Raw genomic sequence first — 20,527 nt, forward strand, 5'->3', positions numbered from 1 at the left:
TATGAGTGTCGTGGGCTGTTATTTGTGTTTAAGTGACAGGCCGGGCGCAGCCGCCCGCGAACGGCCCGGCGCAGCACCCCGGCCGCCCGACGCCGCAGGGTCCCGCCGAGCCGACCCGTCAGGGCCCCGCGTACGCGCCGCAGCCGACCCCGCAGCGTGCGTCCGGCCCCGTGCCGCCGCCCGCCCCGCAGACCGCCGGCGCGTCCCCGTTCCCCGCCGGCCCGTCCGCGGGTGCCGCGCCCGCGGGCCCGTCCGACCCGGGCGCCGACCCCGTGCTCGGCCTCGCGTCCGACGCGCCCCCCGCGCACGCCGCCGCGGACCGGCGCCCCGCGTGGCTGCTCCCCGCCGCGATCGGTGCCGGCGTGCTCGTCGTCGCCGGCGTCGTGGCCGGCGTGCTGCTCACGCGGGACGGCGCGGAGACGCCCGCCGCGACGGCGACGACCGTCGTGCTCCCGTCCCCGACGCCCACGGTCGCGCCCGTCGCGCGCGAGGCGACGACCGCGTTCGCGTCGGCGCTGCCCACGTCGGTGCTGGAGTACGCGCTCGCGACCTCGGCCCCCGACGAGGAGTGGCTCGCCGCCGGTGCGCTCGAGGCGTGGACCGAGACGTACACGGACGGCGGGTACGGCCAGATCACGGTGCGGGCCGCGCAGTTCGAGACGCCGGAGGAGGCCGCGACCTTCGCGGCCGCCCTCACGGCGGCGCTCCCGCCGGAGCCCGTGCACGCGACGTCGGACCCGGGCGAGGGCATGGAGACGCCCGAGCTGCCGATGTCGGGCGACGTCGAGGCGGGCGGCACGGTCGTCGGCACGTACGCGGTCGTCGACGCCGGTGACGGCGTGGGCCACGCGGTGTGGCAGAACGGTACGGCGGTCCTGCACATGACCGTGCCGGTCGACGACGCCGCGGACGCGTACGCCGCCTTCCCCGTCTGAGGCCCCGTCGTCGCTCGTCGGAGGCCCCGTCCGACGCGTCGCCCGGGGGACGGACGTCGTGCCCGCCGCCCGCCCCCGGGTGAGGATGGGCGGGTGCGCCTCCTCCTCGTCCGGCACGGGCAGACGTCGTCGAACGTCGGCCACCACCTCGACACCGCCGCGCCCGGCGCGGACCTGACGGCGCTCGGCGTGCGGCAGGCGGAGGCGCTGGTGCCGGTGCTGCGGGACCGCGGCGTGGCGGCCGTCTACGCGTCGACGCTCGTCCGCACGCAGCAGACCGCGGCCCCGCTCGCCGCCGCCCTGGGCGTCGACGTGCGGGTGCGCGGCGGCCTGCGCGAGGTGTCCGCGGGCGACCTGGAGATGGCGTGCGACCGGGCGTCGGTGGAGGCGTACCTCGGCGCGGTGCTGCGCTGGGGCGCCGGCGACCTCGCGGCGCGCGTCCCCGGCGGCGAGGACGGCGTCGCCGCGCTGGGCCGGTTCGACGAGGCCGTCGCGGAGGCGTCGGCCGCCGGCGACGTCGTGGTCGTCGTCAGCCACGGCGCGATGATCCGCGCGTGGGCGGCCGCGCGCTGCCCGGAGGTGGGGGTGCTGGACGCGGCGCGGCACGGGCTGTCGAACACGGGCGCGGTCACGCTGGACGGCGCGCCGGGGCGGTGGCGGCTCGTCGAGTGGCACGCCGACGCGCTCGGCGGGGTGGACGACCGGGCGGACGACGGCGCGGCGGCCGACGTCGTCCCGCCCGCGGCGGTCGTGCGGCGCTGAGGGCGCTCAGGCGTCCGGCACGTCCCCGAGCGGCCGCGGCGCCCCGGCGCCGGCGAGCGTCGCGGCCAGCACGGCCTCGATGGCGAACGCCGTGGCGTCGGGCAGGTCGACCGCGTCGTCGTCGAGGAGCCACTGCACCTGCAGGCCGTCCATGACGCCGATGACGGCCGACGCGGCCCGCTCGGCGGCGTCCCGCGGGACGCGCGCGTCCAGGGCCTGGACGGCGTCGGCGATCTCGCCGCGCAGCACCGTGAAGCGGTGCGTGACCCAGTCGCGTGCCGGGTGCTCGGCCGTGACCGACTCGCCGACGAGCACCGAGTACCCCTGCACGATGCCGCGCCGCCGGGTGTTGGCGCGTGCAGTCCGCACGAGGTGGCGGAACAGCTCGAGCCCGCCGGGGATGTGCTGGCCCTCGAGGTCGCGCACGTCCTCGCGGTCGCGGTGCTCGAGCACGGCGACGAGCAGCTGCTCCTTGGACCCGAAGTGGTGCAGCACGCCGGCATGCGTCATGCCGACCTGCTCGGCGACGTCCGCGAGCGACCCCGTCCGGTAGCCCTTGGCCGCGAACGTGCGGGCCGCGGCGCGCAGGATCTCCGCGCGGCGCTCCGCCGTCGACGGCCGGGGGCGGCGCACCGCGCGCGGCGGGGCGCCCGCCTCGTCCTCCATGCCGCGCACCCTACTGCCGCCAGGGGCCCCGCCGACGCGCCGCGGACGGCCCCCCGGCGACGCCGCCGGACGCCCGGTCCGTCCCGGTGTCCTACCGTGTGCAGGTGCACGAGCGCTCCTCCGTCCCCCCTGCCCGGGGTGCAGCGCCCGCCCCGACCCCTCGTCCGTCCACCGGCCGGCCCCGCGCCCGCGCCGTCGTGGTGACGTGGGCCGCGGTGGTGGCGCTCACCTCGGCCGCCGCCGTCGCGGTCCTGTGGCGGTTCTTCGTCGTGACCTGGGCCGGCCAGCGGGTCGAGGACGCGTCGTTCGACGGCGCGCGGTACGGGCAGGGGCGGCTGTGGGTCGTCGCGGAGCCCGTGCTCGACGTCGTCTCCGTGGGGTTCGTCGCGGCGGTGCTGCTCGGCGCCGTGCTCATCGCGGTGGTGCGGCGGCGCTGGTCGCTGGCCGTGCAGGTGGCGGTGCTGGTCGGCGGCGCGAACCTCACGACGCAGGTCGTCAAGCGCCTGCTGGACCGGCCGGACCACGGCGTGGGCGCCGACTACGGCAACACGCTGCCGAGCGGGCACACGACCGTCGCGGCGTCGGTGTCGGCCGCGCTGCTGCTGGTGGTGCCGCCGCGCGCGCGTCCGGCCGTCGCCGTCCTCGGCGCCGCCTACACGTCGGCGACGGGCGTGTCGACGCTCGTCGGCCAGTGGCACCGCCCGTCCGACGTGGTGGCGGCGACGTTCGTCGTGCTCGCGTGGGTGGCCGTCGTGTGCGGCGCGATGGCGGTGGCGCCGGCGCCCGCGACGACCACGGCCGCCCTGTCGCGCGTCGAGGGCGGCGACCGGTGGTGGCGGCGCACGCGGGCGACCGTCGTGGCGCTCCTGGTGGCGGCCGTCGGCAGCGGCGCGTTCGCGGCCGTGCTCCTCACGCGGACGTGGGCGGTACGCGCCGACGTGCTCACCGGACGCGCCGAGCTCGCGGCGTACGCGGGCGGCGTCGCGGCCGTCGTCGCCGCGTCCTGCCTGACGTTCGCGCTGATGCTCGTCCTGCGGCACGCCGCCGGGTCGCGGGACGAGACGGGCGCCGCACCCGCTTGACGCGGGCACGTAGAGTCCCCGGGGTACAGCCACCCCCTCGCTCTCGTGCAGCACCCCGTACGCCACGGAAGGCCGGTCAGATGTCAGCAGGGCGCAAGCTCGTCATCGTGGAGTCACCCGCGAAGGCGCGCACCATCGCCGGGTACCTCGGCGACGGCTACGACGTCGAGGCGTCCGTCGGCCACATCCGCGACCTCCCGCAGCCGTCCGAGCTGCCGGCGGAGATGAAGAAGGGGCCGTACGGCAAGTTCGCGGTCGACGTCGAGCACGGCTTCCAGCCGTACTACGTCGTCGACGCGGACAAGAAGAAGAAGGTCGCCGAGCTCAAGAAGCTCCTCAAGGAGTCCGACGAGCTCTACCTCGCCACCGACGAGGACCGCGAGGGGGAGGCCATCGCCTGGCACCTGCTCGCGGAGCTCAAGCCCAAGGTGCCGGTCAAGCGGATGGTCTTCCACGAGATCACCCGCGAGGCCATCGCCCGCGCGCTGGAGAACACCCGCGAGCTCGACGAGCGCCTCGTCGACGCGCAGGAGACCCGCCGCATCCTCGACCGCCTGTACGGCTACGAGGTCAGTCCCGTGCTGTGGCGCAAGGTCGGCAAGGGCCTGTCCGCGGGGCGCGTGCAGTCCGTCGCGACGCGGCTCGTGGTCGAGCGCGAGCGCGAGCGCATGGCGTTCGTGCCCGCGGAGTACTGGGACGTCGTCGGCACGTTCGCGGTCGAGGACGCCGGCGAGCCGCGGTTCAGCGCGCGCCTGTCGGGCGTCGGCGGGCAGCGCGTCGCCAGCGGGCGCGACTTCGACGACCGCGGGCAGCTGCGCACGCGGGACGCGGTCGCGCTGGACGAGCAGCGGGCGCACGCGCTCGTCGCCGGCCTGGCCGACGCCGACTTCGCGGTCCGCTCGCTCGACACCAAGCCGTACACGCGCCGCCCCGCGGCGCCGTTCACGACGTCGACGCTCCAGCAGGAGGCGTCCCGCAAGCTGCGCACGAGCTCGCGGCAGACGATGCGCACCGCGCAGTCGCTGTACGAGAACGGCTACATCACCTACATGCGTACCGACTCGCCGACGCTGTCGTCGCAGGCGATCGACGCCGCGCGCCGCCAGGCCGCCGAGCTGTACGGCCCCGAGTACGTGCCGGACGCGCCGCGCGTGTACACGTCGAAGGCGAAGGGCGCGCAGGAGGCGCACGAGGCGATCCGCCCCGCCGGCGACCACTTCCGCACGCCGGCGCAGGTCGCCAAGGAGCTGTCGGGCGACCAGTTCCGCCTCTACGAGCTGATCTGGAAGCGCACGGTCGCCTCGCAGATGGCGGACGCGCGCGGGCAGACGGCGTCGGTGCGGCTCGCCGCGACGGCGACGCCGGCCGGTGCCGAGCCGGTCGAGGCGGTGTTCTCGGCCTCCGGCACCGTCATCACGTTCCGTGGCTTCCTCGCGGCGTACGAGGAGGGCCGCGACGTCGGCCGGTACGACGACGCCGAGGCGTCCGAGGACGGCGCCCGCGGCGAGAAGGACGCGCGCCTGCCGCGCATGGCCGAGGGCGACCCGCTGACCGCGAGCGACCTCGCCGCCGACGGGCACCGCACGTCCCCGCCGCCGCGCTTCACCGAGGCGTCGCTGGTCAAGGCGCTCGAGGAGCGGGGCATCGGCCGGCCGTCGACGTACGCGGCGACGATCGGCGTCATCCAGGACCGTGGCTACGTGACGAGCCGCGGTCAGGCGCTCGTGCCGACGTGGCTCGCGTTCGCCGTGACGCGTCTGCTCGAGGAGAACTTCGACCGCCTCGTGGACTACGGGTTCACCGCCGGCATGGAGGAGGACCTCGACGCCATCGCCGCCGGTCAGCGCGACCGCGTCGACTGGCTGAACCAGTTCTACTTCGGCGACCGCAGCGACTCCCCGCAGACCGGCGGCCTGCGCGGGATCCTCGACAACCTCGGTGAGATCGACGCCCGCGACGTCAACTCGATCGACATCGGCGACGGCATCACGCTGCGCGTCGGCCGCTACGGCCCGTACCTCGAGGCGCCCGGCGACGGCCCCGACGACGACCCGAGGCGGGCGTCGGTGCCCGAGGACCTCGCGCCCGACGAGCTCACGCCGGCCAAGGCGCGCGAGCTGCTCGAGACGCAGCCCGACGGCGACAAGGTGCTCGGCACGGACCCGTCGACGGGCACCGAGGTCGTCGCGCGTAACGGCCGCTACGGCCCGTACGTCACCGAGGTGCTGCCCGAGCCCGAGCTCGACCCGAACCTCTCGGCCGCCGCCCGCAAGAAGGCGCTCGCCGCGCTGCCGAAGCCGCGCACGGCGTCGCTGTTCAAGTCGATGTCGCTGCAGACGGTGACGCTCGACGACGCGCTGCGGCTCATGTCGCTGCCGCGCGTCGTGGGCGTCGACCCCGAGTCGGGCGCCGAGATCACCGCGCAGAACGGCCGCTACGGCCCGTACCTGAAGAAGGGCACCGACTCGCGGACCCTCGCGTCCGAGGAGCAGCTCTTCACGGTCACGCTCGAGGAGGCGCTCGCGATCTACGCGCAGCCCAAGCGCGGCCGCGGGCAGACCGCGACTCCGCCGCTGCGCGAGCTCGGCGACGACCCGACCAGCGGCAAGCCGATCGTCGTCAAGGACGGCCGGTTCGGCGCGTACGTCACCGACGGCGAGACGAACCGCACGCTGCCGAAGGACGTCACGCCGGAGTCGATCACGCCCGAGCAGGCCGTCGAGCTGCTCGCCGAGAAGCGCGCCGCCGGCCCGGCGAAGAAGCGCACCACCGCCCGCAAGCCGGCGGCGCCGCGCAAGAAGGCGGCGACGAAGGGCTGAGGCCGTCCACGCACGCGCGAGCGGGCGGGCACCCCGGTGGGTGCCCGCCCGTCGCCGTCCCCGGGGTCCGCGCGCGGCGGCGCCGCGTGTGGCTGGACCCGCGCCCGGCTGGACCCGCGCCCGGCTGGACCCGCGCCCGGCTGGACCCGCGCCCGGCTGGACCCGCGTCCGGCGGCGGGCGGACGGCCGGTGACAGCCCGTGCCGGTGCGTGAGAGCCTGCCCGGGCGTCGGGGACGCGCCGCTGCGGCGCGTCGTGGCCCGGTGCGGGGGGACGACGGGGCCCGGGGACGGGCCGGCGACGGGGGGACGACGTGGCTGTGGACGCCTGGGCGGCGATCGGGATGTTCGCCGGGTTGGTGCTGGTCATCGTGGCGGGGCTCCGCAACCGCGCCGTGGCGTGGGCGCGCGAGCCGGGGGAGGCCGGCGCACCCGGTGCGCCCGACCGGACGCGGTGGCTGCGCCTGACCGCGACGGTGGTGGGTGCGGTGCTCGCGATCGGGTGCTGCGCGGTGATCGTCCTCGGGGGACTGCTCGGCACGGGCGGGGTGCTGGGCGGCGGCGCCTGACCCGCGTCAGCCGGCGGGGGAGAGCGCCGCGACGCACGCCGCCAGGTCGCCCCGCAGCCGCGCGGCGCGGTCCGCCGTCAGCCCGTCGAGCATGCGCGTCTCGACGGCGGCCACGGCGCGGCTCGCGCGTGCGAGCAGGTCGGCGCCTGCCGGTGTGAGTGCCGTGGGCAGGGCGCGCCCGTGCGGCGCGCTCGCGGGCCGGTCCAGCAGACCGCGCTCCTCCAGGCCGCGGAGCACTCCGTGCATGGACTGGCGCGTGACGAACGCACCGCGCGCGAGCTCGGCCGTCGACAGGCCGGGGCGCTGGCCGAGCAGCTCGAGGCACGCGTACTGCGGGACGGTGAGGTCCAGCGGGCGCAGCGCGGCGTCCATGGCGGCGCGGAGCGCGGCAGCCGCCTGCTTGAGCGCGTACCCGACGGACGAGTCGAGATGCACCGTGCGATCCACCATGTCAGGAGTCTGACATAGGGTCTCCGATGTCATGATCCTGACATCGAGAGGAACCGCCATGACCGTCACCGGACCCGACTTCATCGCGCTGCAGGTGCGCGACCTCGCCGCCGCCGCCGACTTCTACGAGCACCGCCTGGGCCTGCGTCGTGCCCCGGCGGCCCCGCCGGGAGCCGTCGTGTTCGCCACGTCCCCCGTCCCGTTCGCCGTCCGCGAGCCGCTGCCCGGGGTCGACCTCGCCGCCGCCGCGCCCCGGCCGGGCGTCGGCGTGGCCCTGTGGTTCCGCGCCGAGGACGCGCAGGCGCTGCACGACGAGCTCGTCGCGGCGGGCGTGGCCGTGCTCGCGCCGCCCGTCGACGGGCCGTTCGGGAGAGCCTTCACGTTCGCCGACCCCGACGGGTACGCGGTGACGGTCCACGACGGGGCCTGACGACCGGGCCGGCGCACGCCGGCGACGGGCGGGGGTGTCCCCTCCCGCCGCCGGGACGGCGCCCTCGTCAGCCCTCGTGGGCCACCGCGACATCGAGCACCCACGTCACGCCGAACCGGTCGACGAGCATCCCGTACAGCGGCGCCCACCCCGCCGGGCCGAGGTCCTGCACGACCGTCGCGCCGTCCGCGAGCGCGGTCCAGCGCGCCGTGACCTCGTCGGCGTCCGTGCCGCGCACGGAGACGAAGAAGGCGTTCACGCCACGCTCGTGGGGCAGCCGGCCCGGGACGTCGTAGGCCATGACGTGGAACCCGTCGGGCGAGACGACCTGGCCCCACATCACCTGGTCGGCCTCGGCGGGGTCCTGCGCGGCGTGCGCGTCGGCGTACGTGACGACGGTGACGTCGCCGCCGAACACGCGCCCGTACAGCTCGAGGGCGGCGCGGGCGTCGCCGCGGAAGTTGAGGTGGGTCGTCGTGGTGATGCTCATGGTCGGCTCCTCGCCGGTCGGGGTGACGGCCGGGGCCGTCGTGATGCCGACGACGCTAGGAAGGATCGGTGTCAGTTCCTGACCGCGATGTGCGGCAGGGTGGGCGCATGGCCGTCACGAGCACCCGGACGCTGCGCCTGCTGTCCCTGCTGCAGCGGCACCGGCACTGGTCCGGCGCCGACCTCGCGGACCGGCTCGGCGTCTCGCTGCGCACGCTGCGCCGCGACGTCGACCGGCTGCGCGAGCTCGGCTACCCCGTCGACGCGCAGCCCGGCGTCGCGGGCGGGTACACGCTGGCGCCGGGCGCGGCGCTGCCGCCGCTCGTGCTCGACGACGACGAGGCGGTCGCGCTCGCGGTAGGACTGTCCGCGGCGGCGTCCACGGGGGTCGCGGGCGTCGCCGAACCGTCCGTGCGGGCGCTCGCGAAGGTCGTCCCGGTCATGCCGAAGCGGCTGCGGCGGCGCGTCGAGGCGCTGCGGGCGGTGACGGTGCCGGGGACGTGGGGCGCGGCGCCGGCGGGCGGCGCGTCGGCGGACGTGCTGACGGTCGTCGCGCTCGCGTGCCGCGACGGCGAGCAGGTCCGGCTCGCGTACACCGCGGCCGACGGGACCCGGAGCGACCGCACCGTCGACCCGTACCGGCTCGTGCCGCTGGGCTCCCACTGGTACGTCGTCGCGTGGGACGTCGACCGCGGCGACTGGCGCGTCCTCCGGGCCGACCGCGTGCGGGAGCCGGCCGCCACGGGACGGCCCTTCGCGCCCCGTCCGCTGCCGGCCGAGGACGTCGCCGGCTGGGTCCGCGAGCGCGTCAGCGGCGGACCGGAGCGGTGGCGCGTCGAGGCGGTCGTCGACGCCCCGGCCGCCGACGTGCGGCGCCGCGTCACGTGGTGGCTGTCGGTGGAGGACGAGCCGGACGGCCGGTGCCGCGTCCGGCTCGACGTCGACGACCTGCTGTGGGCGGCGACGGCGCTGGGGCTGCTCGGGGCGGACTTCACGGTGGTGTCGCCGCCGGAGCTGACGGCGACGCTCGACACGGTCGCGGGCCGGTTCACGGCGGCGGCGGCGCGCGGAGGTCAGCGTGCGCGCCAGAGGGCCTCGCCGTGACGGTCGAGCTCCCACCGCTCGGCGGGCGACGCGTCGTCGTCGACGTCCGTCAGCCAGTAGGTGCGGTCGGGATCCCAACCGGCGATCGCCGTCGCCACGTCGTCCGCGACGGGCAGCACCCGCCCCGAGGCGGACAGGTACGCCCCGACCGTCAGGTGCACCGCGTCCGCCTCGCGCGCGACGGCCGACCAGTCCGGCACGCACCAGCGCCCCACCCGCCCCGTCGCGCGGAACCAGTCGTGCCGGCGCCCGGCCGTGACCTCGAGCGGGTGCCGACGGCACAGCTCGACCCACGCGTCTGCGCTGTCGACCTCGATCACCCGCGGCTCCCGCGGCGGCACGAGGCGCCGCACGTCGGCCGCCTCCCACCCGTGCGTGTCCTCCACGCACCACAGACCGACGGGCCCGCGCGCGCCGAGCCGGCGCGTCGTCGTGCGCAGGCCCGCGACGGGGATCGACCACCACCACCCGCTCCACGGTGCACGCGGGTCCGCCGGGCGCTCCCGGCCGGCGCGCGCCTCCGCGGCGTCCTCGTCGACGCGCCACCGGTCCAGACGCTGCGTCGCGGTGCCCTCGACGGCCGGCGCCGCCGCGCCGTCGAACGTCACGGTCCACTGGTCCTCGACGTCCACGGGCGTGTCCCACCACGTGACCGCGGGGCACGCGGCGACGTGCACGGCCACGCGGCGCAGCGCGGCGCGCACCTCGGGTGTCGCGGCGAGGACGTCCTCCCCGTCGGGCCCCTGCCAGTGGCGCGCGGAGTCGACGGCCTCGCGCAGCGCGAGCAGCAGGGCGACGTCGTCGAGAGGCTCCGGGTGGAGCACGCCGGGGCGTGCGACGGACGCACCGGCGGTACGTGCTGCCTCCGGTGCGACGGGGGGTGCACGGTGCGGGTCGGGTGCTCGGTCGTCGGGGCCGCCGGCGGCGGGCAGGTGCAGCGTGACCTGGTCGACGAGCGTGGCGACCTCCGCCGCGGAGACGTGCGGCGGCTCGTACTCCTCGGCGCCCCGGCCGACGGCGACGACGACCCGCGACGCGCCCGCGCCCGGGTCGAGATCGAGGGCGGCGTGCATCACGGCCGTGCGCAGGTCGCTCCTGCCCCACTCGTCGGTGGCGCCGCGGCGGAGCGCGACCGCGAGGCAGAGCCGACGGCCGCGCGGACCGGCCAGCAGGGCGTCGGCGTCGACCGTCATCCGTGGAGCGTAGGGCGTCCGTGGTGGTCGCGACGGCCCCGGCACGTCGCCCGCGGACGTCGACCTGCGCCGCCGGACCGGTGGTCGTGCAGCACCGTCCGGCCGCGGTGGTGTGCAACGGCCGGATCGAGGTGCGTCCGCGGGTGCGGCGGTGGCGGTGCACCGCGTGACCGCCCGCGTCACTAGCCTGGCGTCGTGCCGCTGCCCGCGCCGTACCGCCTCGTCGAGGGTCCGCCCGACGTCGACGCCTACCTCGACCTGCGCCGGCTCTCCGGCCTGACGCCCCGCACGCGCGCGCAGGCGGTCGCCGCGCTGCCCGGCGGGTGGGCGGCCGTGCACGTCGTCGACGGCGACGGGCGTCCGGTCGGCATGGGGCGGGTGATCGGCGACGGCGGCTGGTACTTCCACGTCGTCGACATGGCGGTCCTGCCCGAGCACCAGCGCCGCGGCCTCGGCGACGCGATCCTCACGTGGCTGCTCGACCGCATCCGCGCGTCCGCACCGCCGGACCCGTACGTCACCCTCATGGCCGACGAGCCGGGCCGCCGCCTGTACGCCCGGCACGGCTTCGTCGCCACCGCCCCGCGGACCATCGGCATGGCGCTCCCGCCGACCTGACGCGTCGGCCGCGGGACGACGGGCGTCACCCGGACGTGTCGCGCCGTCGCCCGCTAGGTTGGCGGCATGGCAGCTCGCACCGAGGACCCCCGTACCGCTCCGCCGATCCGCTGGGGAATCCTCGGCGCCGGCAACATCGCCTCCACCTTCGCGAACTCCGTGCGCGAGTTCACGCGCGCGCAGCTCGTGGCCGTCGGGTCGCGCCACCGCGACCGGGCCGAGCGCTTCGCCACCGCGCACGGCATCCCGACGACGCACGTCGGCTACCGCGAGCTCGTCGAGGACACGCAGGTCGACGCCGTCTACGTCGCCACCCCGCACTCCGAGCACCGCGAGCACGCGCTCCTCGCGATCAAGGCCGGCAAGCACGTGCTCGTCGAGAAGTCGTTCACGCGCAACGCCGCCGAGGCGGAGGAGGTCTTCGCCGCGGCGAAGGACGCCGGCGTGTTCGTCATGGAGGCGATGTGGACGCGGTTCCTGCCGCACGTCTCCGCGCTGCACCAGGTCATCGAGGCCGGCGAGATCGGCGACATCGTCAACATCCGCGCGGACCACGGGCAGTTCTTCCCGTTCGACGCGAGCAGCCGCCTGTACGCGCCCGAGCTCGCCGGCGGTGCGCTGCTCGACCTCGGCGTGTACCCGGTGTCGTGGGCGCACGACTTCCTCGGGGTGCCGACGGGGGTGCACGCGGTCGGGCAGCTCGCGCCGACCGGCGTCGACGGGCAGATCTCGATGGTGCTCGAGTACGGCGACCAGGTGCAGGCGACCCTGCACACGACCATGTGGTCGAAGACGCCGACGACCTCGTCGATCTCCGGCACCGAGGGGTACATCCGCGTCGCGGGGAGCTTCTACGGACCGACGCAGTTCCGCGTCGCGCGCCGCGACGGCCGGGAGTGGACGTTCGAGCAGCCGTACGCGCGCGGCCTGCAGTACGAGGCCGCCGAGGTCGCGCGCCGCGTCGCCGCCGGCGACACCGAGAGCCCGCGCATGAGCTGGCAGGGCACGCTCGACGTCATGCGGACGATGGACGAGGTCCGCCGGCAGGTCGGCGTGACGTACCCGGGCGAGCCCACGGCCTGACCACCGGCACGTCGCCACGCCCCGGCACCCCACGGGTGCCGGGGCGTGCGCGCGTCCGGGCCCCGCCGCGGCCGGGGCGGGGAGTGTCCGGGGCGGGCGTTAGCCTGACGCCGTGACCCAGGACCGCCCGGCCGACGCCCGCCCCGACGCGCGCGCCGACGCACCGGCGGGCGTGTTCGTGTCGTTCGAGGGCGGCGACGGCGCGGGCAAGTCGACGCAGGTCGCGCTGCTCGGGCACCACCTCGCCGAGCTGGGGCGCGAGGTCGTCGTGACGCGCGAGCCGGGCGGCACCCCGCTGGGCCGCGAGCTGCGCCAGGCGGTGCTGCACGGGGAGGACCTCGACCCCCGCGCCGAGGCGCTGCTGTACGCGGCGGACCGCGCGCACCACGTCGCGAGCCTCGTGCGGCCGGCGCTGGAACGCGGGGCCGTCGTCCTCACCGACCGGTACCTCGACTCGTCGGTGGCCTACCAGGGCAGCGGCCGCGGGCTCGGCGCGGAGGAGGTCGAGCGTCTGTCGCTGTGGGCGACCTACGACCTGCTGCCGCACGTCACGGTGCTGCTCGACCTCGACCCGGCCGTCGGGCTGGCCCGTCTCACCGGCGACCCCGACCGGCTGGAGTCGGCCGGCGACGCGTTCCACCGCCGCACGCGCCGCGCGTTCCTCGACCGGGCGGCCGCCGACCCCGGGCGCTGGCTCGTGCTCGACGGGACGCAGCCGGCCGACGTGCTCGCGGCCGCGGTGCGCGACCGGCTGGCGCCGCTGCTCGCGGGCGGGGGGATCGACGGATGAGCGTCTGGGACGACCTCGTCGGGCAGGAGCCCGCGGTCGCGGTGCTGCGGCACGCCGTCGAGGACCCGTCGGCGATGACGCACGCCTGGCTGCTCACCGGCCCGCCCGGCTCGGGACGGTCGAACGCGGCGCGCGCGTTCGCGGCGGCGCTGCAGTGCGAGCGCGGCGGCTGCGGGACGTGCCACGCGTGCACGACCGTGCTGGGCGGGACGCACCCCGACGTCACGCTCGTCGCGACGGAGGGCGTCTTCATCCGCGTCGACACGACGCGCCCGCTCGTCGAGCTCGCGCAGCGGTCGCCGTCGCAGGGCCGGTGGCGCGTGATCGTCGTCGAGGACGCCGACCGGTTCAACGACCAGAGCGCGAACGTGCTGCTCAAGGCGGTCGAGGAGCCGCCGGAGCGCACGGTGTGGCTGCTGTGCGCGCCCAGCCCCGAGGACGTCCTCGTGACGATCCGCAGCCGCAGCCGCTCGGTGGCGCTGCGCGTGCCGCCGGTCGAGGCGGTCGCCGAGCTGCTGGTGCGCCGCGACGGCGTCGACCACCGCACGGCCGTCGTCGCCGCGCGCGCCGCGCAGAGCCACGTCGGCATCGCCCGCCGCCTCGCCCGGGACCCGCAGGCGCGCGAGCGGCGTGCCGCCGTGCTCGGCATCGCCACGAGCGTGCGCGGCGTCGGCGACGCGGTGCTGGCGGCGGGCGCGCTCGTCGAGACGGCCCAGGCCGACGCGAGGGCGGCGACGGAGGAGCGCGACGCGACGGAGAAGAACGCGCTGCTGCGCTCGCTCGGCGCGGAGGGCGCGACCACGCTGCCGCCGGCGCTGCGCGGGCAGGTCAAGGCCCTCGAGGAGGAGCAGAAGCGCCGCGCGACCCGCGCGCAGCGCGACGTGCTCGACCGGGCGATGGTCGACCTGCTCTCCCTGTACCGCGACGTGCTCGTCGTGCAGCTCGGCGCCGACGTGGAGCTCGTCAACGTCGAGCAGGAGGACGCCGTGCGGTCGCTCGCGGCCGGCTCGACGCCGGAGCAGACGCTGCGCCGGATGGACGCCGTGGGTCAGGCGCGCACGCGGCTCGCCGGCAACGTGGCCCCGCTGCTCGCGGTCGAGGCGATGGCGATCGCGCTGCGCCCGCAGGGCTGACGGCCGCCGGGAGCGTCGGTGGTGCGGGATACCGTAGGCGCCATGCCGACGCCTCCCGTCCTGCGCCGGTGCGTCCTCGTCGTCCTGGTCGCCCTCGGGCTGGCCGCGTGCACGCCGTCGCCCAAGCACCAGGCCACCGCCCCGACGTCCGACGCGTCGTCGTCCGCGAGCGCGGGCGTCGACCCGGCGCTGGCGCCGTTCTACGAGCAGCAGCTCGAGTGGACGGCGTGCGGGTCGCAGCAGTGCGCGGAGGCGACGGTGCCGCTGGACTGGTCGCAGCCGGACGGGGACACGATCACGCTCGCGCTGCGGCGCGTGCCCGCCACGTCGGGGGAGCCCGTCGGGTCGCTGCTCGTCAACCCGGGCGGGCCGGGGCGGTCCGCGATCGACTTCCTGCCGTCGTTCCAGGTGCTGGTCAGCGCGGAGGTGCGGGCGGCGTACGACCTGGTCGCGTTCGACCCGCGCGGCGTGCAGGCGTCGTCCCCGGTGACGTGCGTCGAGCCGGCGGAGCTCGACGAGCTGACCGCCTGGGTGCCGGACTTCACGACCGACGAGGGCATCGCCGAGGCGGTCGAGCGCAACGCCGCGTACGGCGAGGCCTGCCTGGAGCGGACGGGCCCGCTGCTCGGGCACGTCGACACCGCGAGCGCCGCGCGGGACATGGACGTCCTGCGTGCCGCGCTCGGTGACGACGCGCTCACGTACCTCGGCTACTCCTACGGCACCGACCTCGGCGCGACGTACGCGGCGCTGTTCCCCGCGCGGGTCGGCCGCCTCGTGCTCGACGGCGCGATGGACCCGACGCTCGACTCGGGCGAGGTCGCCGCGGGTCAGGCCGCCGGGTTCGAGGCTGCCCTGCGCGCGTACGTCGCGGACTGCCAGGCGGCCGCCGACTGCCCGCTGACGGGTGACGTCGACGCAGGGATGGCGCAGATCGGCGCGCTGTTCGACCGGGTCCGCGCGAACCCCTTGCGCACGAGCGGCGACCGCGAGCTCACGGTCGCGCTCGCGTTCAGCGGCGTCGCGACCCCGTTGTACTCGCAGCAGGCGTGGCCGGTGCTGACGCAGGCGCTGACGAGCGCGGTGCGCGCGGGCGACGGCACGGCGCTGCTGCAGCTCGCGGACCAGTACTACGGGCGCGAGCCCGACGGCACGTACCCCACCAACCAGAACGAGGCGTTCACCGCGATCCTCTGCCTCGACGACCGTGCCCCCTCGGCGCCGGCGGAGATGCGCGCCGAGGCGGAGCGGATCGCGGAGGCCGCGCCGACCGTCGGCGAGTTCTTCTCCTACGGCGGCGCCGCGTGCGCCGACTGGCCCGTGCCGGAGGTCGGGGCGCTGGACTCGTACGCCGCCGAGGGCGCCGCGCCGATCCTCGTCGTCGGCACCACCGGCGACCCGGCGACGCCGTACGCGTGGTCGCAGACGCTCGCGGACATGCTCGCGTCCGGCGTGCTGCTGACGTTCGAGGGGGAGGGGCACACCGCGTACGGCCGCTCGAACGCGTGCGTGAAGGACGCGGTCGACGCCTACCTGCTGACCGGCACGCCCCCGGCCGACGGCGCCCGCTGCTGAGTTTGGGACTCGGGCGCGACGCCGGGTAGAGTGGGCGCGCTCGCCGTTCCGGTGGCCCTCGGGTCGCTGCGACGACAGCGCCGCCTTAGCTCAGTCGGCAGAGCGTCTCACTCGTAATGAGAAGGTCTGGGGTTCGATTCCCCAAGGCGGCTCACGGACCCACGGCCCCGCACCTCACCGGTGCGGGGCCGTCGTCGTCCGGGGGCCGGGCCGCGCGCGTCGGTGCGCGTCAGTCGCCCGTCAGCACCACCAGCCGCTGCGTGGCCCGGGTCATCGCCACGTACCGGTCGACCGCCCCGGTGACGCCGTCGCCGAACCGGTCGGGGTCCACGAGGACGACGAGGTCGAGCTCGAGCCCCTTCGCGAGCTCGGGCGTCAGCGAGCGCACGCGCGGACGGGGCGCGACGTCCACCCCCGCGCCGATCACGCAGGCGACGCCCTCGGGGTGGTCGGCGAGCCAGGCGTCCAGCACGGCGTCGAGCTCGGCCGTCCGCCCGTGGGTGACCGGGACGCCGGTGGTCCGCACCGACGTCGGCACGTTCGCGTCGGGGAGCGCCGCCCGGATCACGGGCTCCGCCGCGGCCATCACCTCGGCGGGCGTCCGGTAGCTGATGCCGAGCGTCGCGACCTCGACGTGGTCGAGACCCACGCGCGCGAGCCGCTCGGCCCACGACTCGGGGAACCCGCGGCGGGCCTGCGCGCGGTCCCCGACGACGGTGAGGCTGCGCGACGGGCAGCGCCGCAGCAGCATCAGCCACTCGGCGTCGGTGAGCTCCTGCGCCTCGTCGACGACGACGTGCGCGAACGGCCCCGCGAGCGGGTCCCCGTCACCGCCGGGCGGGGGCTCGGCGTCGACGAGGGCTGCCTGCAGGTCGTCCCCGCGCAGCATCGACATGAGCAGCATCTCCGAGTCGTCCGTCGCGACGAGGTCGGCCACGAGGTTAGCCCGGCGGGTGCGCTCGGCGGCGGCCGCCGCACGGTGCCGGCGCGCGCGGGCGCCGGCCTCCGCGTCACCGAGGCGGTGCCGCGCCGCGTCGAGCAGCGGCAGGTCCGCGGTCGTCCACGCGCGCGGGTCGGCGCGCTGGAGCCGCGCGACCTCGTCCCGGGTCAGCCACGGGGCGCACAGCCGCAGGTAGGCGGGCACCGACCACAGGTCGGCGACGACCTCCGCCGGGTCCAGCAACGGCCACGCGCGGTGCAGGGCGCGCTCGAGCTCCCGGTCCCGGCGCAGCGCGCGGCGCAGTCCCTCCGTGGGGACGTCGCCGTCCACGTCGGCGTACCGGTCGACGAGCAGGTCCAGCAGGGCGTCCCGGATCTGCTCGTGCGCCTCGTTGTGCGGCGTCCCGACCTCGACGGCGGCGAACGCGTCGGCCCAGTCCGTCGGCCGGACGCGCACGTCGGCCCACGGCGTCGCCACGGTCAGGCCGGTGGACGCTCGCTGAACGCCACGGCCGGCTCGACCGCGCGCACCATCGCCGCCGACGCCTTGAGGCGCGCGACGTCGGGATCCGCCTCCGCGGCTACCGTCGCGCCCTCCGGGACGAGGTCCCGCAGCGTGCACGAGCGCACCCCCTCCTCGCCGAGCCCGGGCAGCACGTCGGCGACGTACGCCAGGTACGGCTCGGACGGGCCGACGACCAGCACGCCGCCCCGCCGGTGCCCCAGCCGCGGGTCGGAGTACAGCAGGTACGCCGTGCGGTGCAGCGCGACGACCGTCTTGCCGGTGCCCGGGCCGCCGTCGACGACGAGCGTGCCGCGCGACCCCGCGCGGATGATCGCGTCCTGGTCCGCCGCCAGGGTGCCGAGGACGTCCCGCATGCGCTCCGACCGGCTCGCGCCGAGGGAGGCGAGGAACGCCGACTGGTCGTCGAGCGCCGCGCCGCCCTCGAGGTCCTCGGCGGTGAAGACCTCGTCCCAGTAGTCGCTCACGCGCCCGCCGGTCCAGCGGTAGCGGCGCCGGCTCGCCAGACCCATCGGGTCGGCGTGCGTGGCGCCGAAGAACGGCTCGGCGGCGGGGGAGCGCCAGTCGACGAGCAGGCGCCGCCCGTCGCCGTCCGTCAGCCCCACGCGGCCGACGTACACGGGGTCGGAGCCGTCCGCGGGGACCATGCGCCCCAGGCACATCTCGAGGCCGAACCGGCGCAGCGTCCGGAGCCGGGCGGTGGTGCGGTGCACCTCGGCGTCCCGGTCGAGCGCGCGCTGACCGGAGCGGGCGGGGGCGCGCCGGGCGGCGTCGAGGCGTGCGGACAGCTCGGCGACGGACCGCTCGACGCTCGCGGCGACGGCGGCCAGGTGGGCGTCGTCGGCGGCGACCAGGGACGGTGCCGCCTTCGCGGCGAGGCTCTCGGGCAGGCGGAAGGCGCTCGTGGTGGTGGTCATGGACGGCTCCGATCGGGTCGAGGCCGGACATGCTCCGCCACGACCCGGGTCTTGCCGCAAGACCCCGGGCGCGCTATACGTTGAGAGTGGCGGGGAGAGCGTGCTCTCCTCGCCGTCGTCGTGCTCGCCGTCGTCGTGCGCGGGCCCGGTGGGCGCGCGTGCCGTCAGCCGCCGACGAACGCGAGCGCCTCCGCGACCACCCCGTGCCAGACGCCGGGGTCGTCCGACACGACCTGCACCCACTCGCGCATGGGCGGCCGGTCGTCCGGGAAGGGGAGCCCCGCCCCGGACGCCACGAGGCCGGCGACGCGGTCGCGGGGCAGCTTGACGACGAGGTGCGCACCGGGCGTGAACGCGGCGATGCGCCCGTGCACGCGCAGCGTCGCGGTGCCGAAGTGCCGGCGCCCTGCGGACGGCAGCACCACGCCCGGCACGTCGGCGAACGCGGCCGCGACCGCGTGCAGGCGCGCCTCGGTCGCGGCGTGCGGGTCGTCCGCCGCGACGCCGTCCCGGTGCGCGCCGGACGTCCGCACGTCGTCGGTGCGGTTCTCGTCGGTGCGGTGCTCCTGGGCGTGCTGCTCGTCGGCGCGCCCCGCGGGCGCCGGGTCCGTCGTCATGACGGCACGCTACGACCGGCCGCCGACACCCGTCACGAGGGGTTGGCGCCGCCGGGGAAGGGCAGGTCGTCCGGGTCGGCCGTGTCCGGGACGGCCGGCGGGGCGTCGTCGCTCGGCAGCGGCTCCTGCTCGCGCGGGTCGTCCGGCTGGACGTCGTCGCCCGGGACGTCGGTGAACTGCGGCTCGTCCGGCACCGCGCCGGGGTCGGGGATCGGGCTGCTCATCGGGCCACCTCCAGGTCGGACGCGCCGCGGGGTGCGGCGCTCGGACGTCGGCCACGCTAGGGCCGGCACGGCGTCACCGCGACCGGCGGCCTGCACGCCGGGAGCGTCCGAAGTCCGGCCCGGGCGGCACTGCCGCGGGCGCGCGCGGAGCGCTACGGTCACGACCATGCAGCGACGTCCGCCCGGTCAGGTGCTCCTCGGTCTGCTCGTCGTGGCGGTGGGTGTCGTGCTGCTGCTCGACCGCACGGACGTCCTCGACGTCGACCCCGGTGCCGTGGTCGCGACGTGGTGGCCGCTGGTCGTGATCGCGCTCGGCGTCGTCTCGGCGCTGGTGGTGCCGCGCGCGTGGATCGGGCCGGCCGTGGTCGCCGCCGTCGGCGCGGTGCTGCTGCTCGTGCAGCTCGACGTCGTCGAGCCCGACGTGTGGTCCGCGCTCTGGCCGCTGGCCGTCGTCGCCGTCGGCCTGGGCATCCTGCTGCGCGCCGGGTCGTCCGGCGGCGACGCCGACCACGTGACGGCGTTCGCGTTCTGGTGGGGCGCCGAGCCGCGGACGCGGTCGCAGCGGTTCACCGGCGCGAGCCTCACCGCGGTCATGGGCGGCATCTCGCTCGACCTGCGCGAGGCCGACGTCGTCGGCACCGCGCGCATCGACGTGTTCGTCTTCTGGGGCGGCGTCGACATCCGCGTGCCGCGCACGTGGCGCGTCCGCACGAGCGGCCTGCCGCTGCTCGGCGGGTGGGAGGACAAGACGGACCCGCCGGCGGACCCCGACGCGCCGCTGCTCGACGTGCGCGTCGTGTCGCTCATGGGCGGCGCCGAGGTCCGGCACGGCAAGGTCAAGGCAGCGGCCGAGCCGGCCGAGCCCGTCGCCTGAGCGACGGGGCCGGCCTCACCGGAGCGACGGCGCCGGACGGCTCAGAGGACGGGTGCCGCCTGGCCGACGACCTCCGGGCCGCCGACCTCGCGACCACCGGCCGCGTCGTGCACGAACGCGTGCGCCACGCGGATGCCCGGCTCGCCGACCGCCGACGCGTCGACGACGACCCGCGGGTACGGGCGCACGGCGTCGGCGGGCGACGTCCAGCCCACCGCGGCCGCCGCCAGACCGCACCGGCGTGCGTGCTCGCGCGCCTCGAGCGTGCCGGCCTCGCCGTGCGGGAACGACGTGAGGTCGACGTGCTCGTCGTCGCGCACCAGCACGAACGGCGCCACCCCGCGCGGGTCGGCGACGGCCTGCTCGAGCGCGTGCTCCAGCGCCCGCAGCGCGAGGTCCTGCACGCGCGACGTCGGGCGGTGCGGCAGGTCCTCGGGGGTGAGCGTCGAGACGGGCACGACGACGGGCGTCGAGGACGTCACCGGGACGGCCGGCGCGGTGGTCGACGACGTGGCGGGGGCCGCGACGACGGGGGTCGACGACGTGACGACGTCCGCCTCCGCGGGCGTGGCCACCGCGTCGGACGCCGGGGGCGTCTGCGCGGCGACCGCCCACGCGGGCATCGCGGGTGCGAGCGACGCCGGCCGCCACGCGGGCGACAGCGGGTCCAGCGGCGCGGCACCGGCCGGTGCGCCGGGCGTCGGCGCGGCCGGGGCGGCCTGCACGGGCGCCCACCC

Annotated in this window: 19 protein-coding genes, 1 tRNA gene and 2 pseudogenes; 14 read left to right on the top strand and 8 right to left on the bottom strand. The window is 76.9% G+C overall.

Annotated features, from left to right (window positions below; all coding sequences use genetic code 11):
* The first annotated feature begins 170 nt into the window (after window positions 1-170).
* Window positions 171-935, top strand: a complete 765-nt coding sequence (locus AB6N23_RS10705) for a hypothetical protein (protein ID WP_412866057.1) — start codon at window positions 171-173, stop codon at window positions 933-935.
* A gap of 93 nt (window positions 936-1,028) precedes the next feature.
* Window positions 1,029-1,697: a histidine phosphatase family protein gene (locus tag AB6N23_RS10710; RefSeq protein WP_412866058.1), complete on the top strand. Its 669-nt coding sequence runs from the start codon at window positions 1,029-1,031 to the stop codon at window positions 1,695-1,697.
* Window positions 1,698-1,703: 6 nt separating this feature from the next.
* Here the strand turns inward: AB6N23_RS10710 and AB6N23_RS10715 are convergent, their stop codons facing one another.
* Window positions 1,704-2,363 carry a TetR/AcrR family transcriptional regulator gene (locus tag AB6N23_RS10715; RefSeq protein ID WP_412866059.1) on the bottom strand — a complete coding sequence of 220 codons (660 nt, stop codon included), beginning with the start codon at window positions 2,361-2,363 and terminating at the stop codon, window positions 1,704-1,706.
* Between the two features lie 215 nt (window positions 2,364-2,578).
* Here AB6N23_RS10715 and AB6N23_RS10720 point away from each other — a divergent pair, with 215 nt between their 5' ends.
* The 3 genes from AB6N23_RS10720 to AB6N23_RS10730 all read left to right on the top strand — a co-directional run bounded on the left by AB6N23_RS10720 (window position 2,579) and on the right by AB6N23_RS10730 (window position 6,831).
* Window positions 2,579-3,445, top strand: a complete 867-nt coding sequence (locus tag AB6N23_RS10720) for a phosphatase PAP2 family protein (protein WP_412866060.1) — start codon at window positions 2,579-2,581, stop codon at window positions 3,443-3,445.
* Window positions 3,446-3,525: 80 nt separating this feature from the next.
* On the top strand, window positions 3,526-6,264 hold the full coding sequence (gene topA, locus AB6N23_RS10725) for a type I DNA topoisomerase (protein ID WP_412866061.1): 2,739 nt from the start codon (window positions 3,526-3,528) through the stop codon (window positions 6,262-6,264).
* 312 nt (window positions 6,265-6,576) lie between these two features.
* Window positions 6,577-6,831, top strand: a complete 255-nt coding sequence (locus tag AB6N23_RS10730; RefSeq protein ID WP_412866062.1) for a hypothetical protein — start codon at window positions 6,577-6,579, stop codon at window positions 6,829-6,831.
* Window positions 6,832-6,837: 6 nt separating this feature from the next.
* Here AB6N23_RS10730 and AB6N23_RS10735 read toward each other — a convergent pair whose 3' ends face one another.
* A complete protein-coding gene (locus tag AB6N23_RS10735; protein ID WP_412866063.1) occupies window positions 6,838-7,281 on the bottom strand; it encodes a MarR family winged helix-turn-helix transcriptional regulator in 444 nt (147 codons plus the stop codon).
* A 58-nt stretch (window positions 7,282-7,339) separates the two neighbouring features.
* Between AB6N23_RS10735 and AB6N23_RS10740 the strand changes: the two genes are divergently transcribed.
* Window positions 7,340-7,711: a VOC family protein gene (locus AB6N23_RS10740; RefSeq protein WP_412866064.1), complete on the top strand. Its 372-nt coding sequence runs from the start codon at window positions 7,340-7,342 to the stop codon at window positions 7,709-7,711.
* A gap of 67 nt (window positions 7,712-7,778) precedes the next feature.
* Here AB6N23_RS10740 and AB6N23_RS10745 read toward each other — a convergent pair whose 3' ends face one another.
* Window positions 7,779-8,201: a VOC family protein gene (locus tag AB6N23_RS10745; protein WP_412866065.1), complete on the bottom strand. Its 423-nt coding sequence runs from the start codon at window positions 8,199-8,201 to the stop codon at window positions 7,779-7,781.
* A gap of 107 nt (window positions 8,202-8,308) precedes the next feature.
* Here AB6N23_RS10745 and AB6N23_RS10750 point away from each other — a divergent pair, with 107 nt between their 5' ends.
* A complete protein-coding gene (locus tag AB6N23_RS10750; RefSeq protein WP_412866066.1) occupies window positions 8,309-9,304 on the top strand; it encodes a helix-turn-helix transcriptional regulator in 996 nt (331 codons plus the stop codon).
* Here AB6N23_RS10750 and AB6N23_RS10755 read toward each other — a convergent pair.
* On the bottom strand, window positions 9,274-10,497 hold the full coding sequence (locus AB6N23_RS10755; RefSeq protein ID WP_412866067.1) for a hypothetical protein: 1,224 nt from the start codon (window positions 10,495-10,497) through the stop codon (window positions 9,274-9,276). The genes AB6N23_RS10750 and AB6N23_RS10755 overlap by 31 nt on opposite strands.
* 195 nt (window positions 10,498-10,692) lie before the next feature.
* On the opposite strand from AB6N23_RS10755, the gene AB6N23_RS10760 reads away from it, so the two are divergent.
* From AB6N23_RS10760 to AB6N23_RS10785, 6 genes are all read left to right on the top strand, one after another.
* Window positions 10,693-11,115 carry a GNAT family N-acetyltransferase gene (locus AB6N23_RS10760; protein WP_412866068.1) on the top strand — a complete coding sequence of 141 codons (423 nt, stop codon included), beginning with the start codon at window positions 10,693-10,695 and terminating at the stop codon, window positions 11,113-11,115.
* Window positions 11,116-11,181: 66 nt separating this feature from the next.
* Entirely contained in the window at window positions 11,182-12,198 is a 1,017-nt protein-coding gene (locus tag AB6N23_RS10765) for a Gfo/Idh/MocA family protein (RefSeq protein ID WP_412866069.1), read from the top strand.
* Between the two features lie 112 nt (window positions 12,199-12,310).
* Entirely contained in the window at window positions 12,311-12,988 is a 678-nt protein-coding gene (tmk, locus tag AB6N23_RS10770; RefSeq protein ID WP_412866070.1) for a dTMP kinase, read from the top strand.
* Window positions 12,985-14,121 carry a DNA polymerase III subunit delta' gene (locus tag AB6N23_RS10775; protein ID WP_412866071.1) on the top strand — a complete coding sequence of 379 codons (1,137 nt, stop codon included), beginning with the start codon at window positions 12,985-12,987 and terminating at the stop codon, window positions 14,119-14,121. Before tmk ends, AB6N23_RS10775 begins: the two co-directional genes overlap by 4 nt.
* Window positions 14,122-14,163: 42 nt before the next feature.
* Entirely contained in the window at window positions 14,164-15,696 is a 1,533-nt protein-coding gene (locus tag AB6N23_RS10780) for an alpha/beta hydrolase (protein WP_412866072.1), read from the top strand.
* A gap of 79 nt (window positions 15,697-15,775) precedes the next feature.
* Window positions 15,776-15,848: transfer RNA gene (locus tag AB6N23_RS10785), tRNA-Thr, on the top strand.
* A 77-nt stretch (window positions 15,849-15,925) separates the two neighbouring features.
* Here AB6N23_RS10785 and helR read toward each other — a convergent pair.
* The 3 genes and pseudogenes from helR to AB6N23_RS10800 form a co-directional block, all read right to left on the bottom strand.
* Window positions 15,926-18,075, bottom strand: a pseudogene (gene helR / locus AB6N23_RS10790) (RNA polymerase recycling motor ATPase HelR).
* Between the two features lie 164 nt (window positions 18,076-18,239).
* On the bottom strand, window positions 18,240-18,692 hold the full coding sequence (locus tag AB6N23_RS10795; RefSeq protein ID WP_412866073.1) for a hypothetical protein: 453 nt from the start codon (window positions 18,690-18,692) through the stop codon (window positions 18,240-18,242).
* 32 nt (window positions 18,693-18,724) lie between these two features.
* Entirely contained in the window at window positions 18,725-18,916 is a 192-nt protein-coding gene (locus tag AB6N23_RS10800) for a hypothetical protein (RefSeq protein ID WP_412866074.1), read from the bottom strand.
* Between the two features lie 166 nt (window positions 18,917-19,082).
* On the opposite strand from AB6N23_RS10800, the gene AB6N23_RS10805 reads away from it, so the two are divergent.
* Window positions 19,083-19,790, top strand: coding sequence for a LiaF transmembrane domain-containing protein (locus AB6N23_RS10805; protein WP_412866075.1), 708 nt, complete (start codon window positions 19,083-19,085; stop codon window positions 19,788-19,790).
* 41 nt (window positions 19,791-19,831) lie between these two features.
* On the opposite strand, the pseudogene AB6N23_RS10810 reads toward AB6N23_RS10805, so the two are convergent.
* Window positions 19,832-20,527: pseudogene (locus tag AB6N23_RS10810) on the bottom strand (hypothetical protein); the annotation flags it as partial.

This window comes from Cellulomonas pasadenensis, from assembly GCF_047229365.1.
In the GTDB taxonomy this organism is placed as follows: Bacteria; Actinomycetota; Actinomycetes; order Actinomycetales; family Cellulomonadaceae; genus Cellulomonas.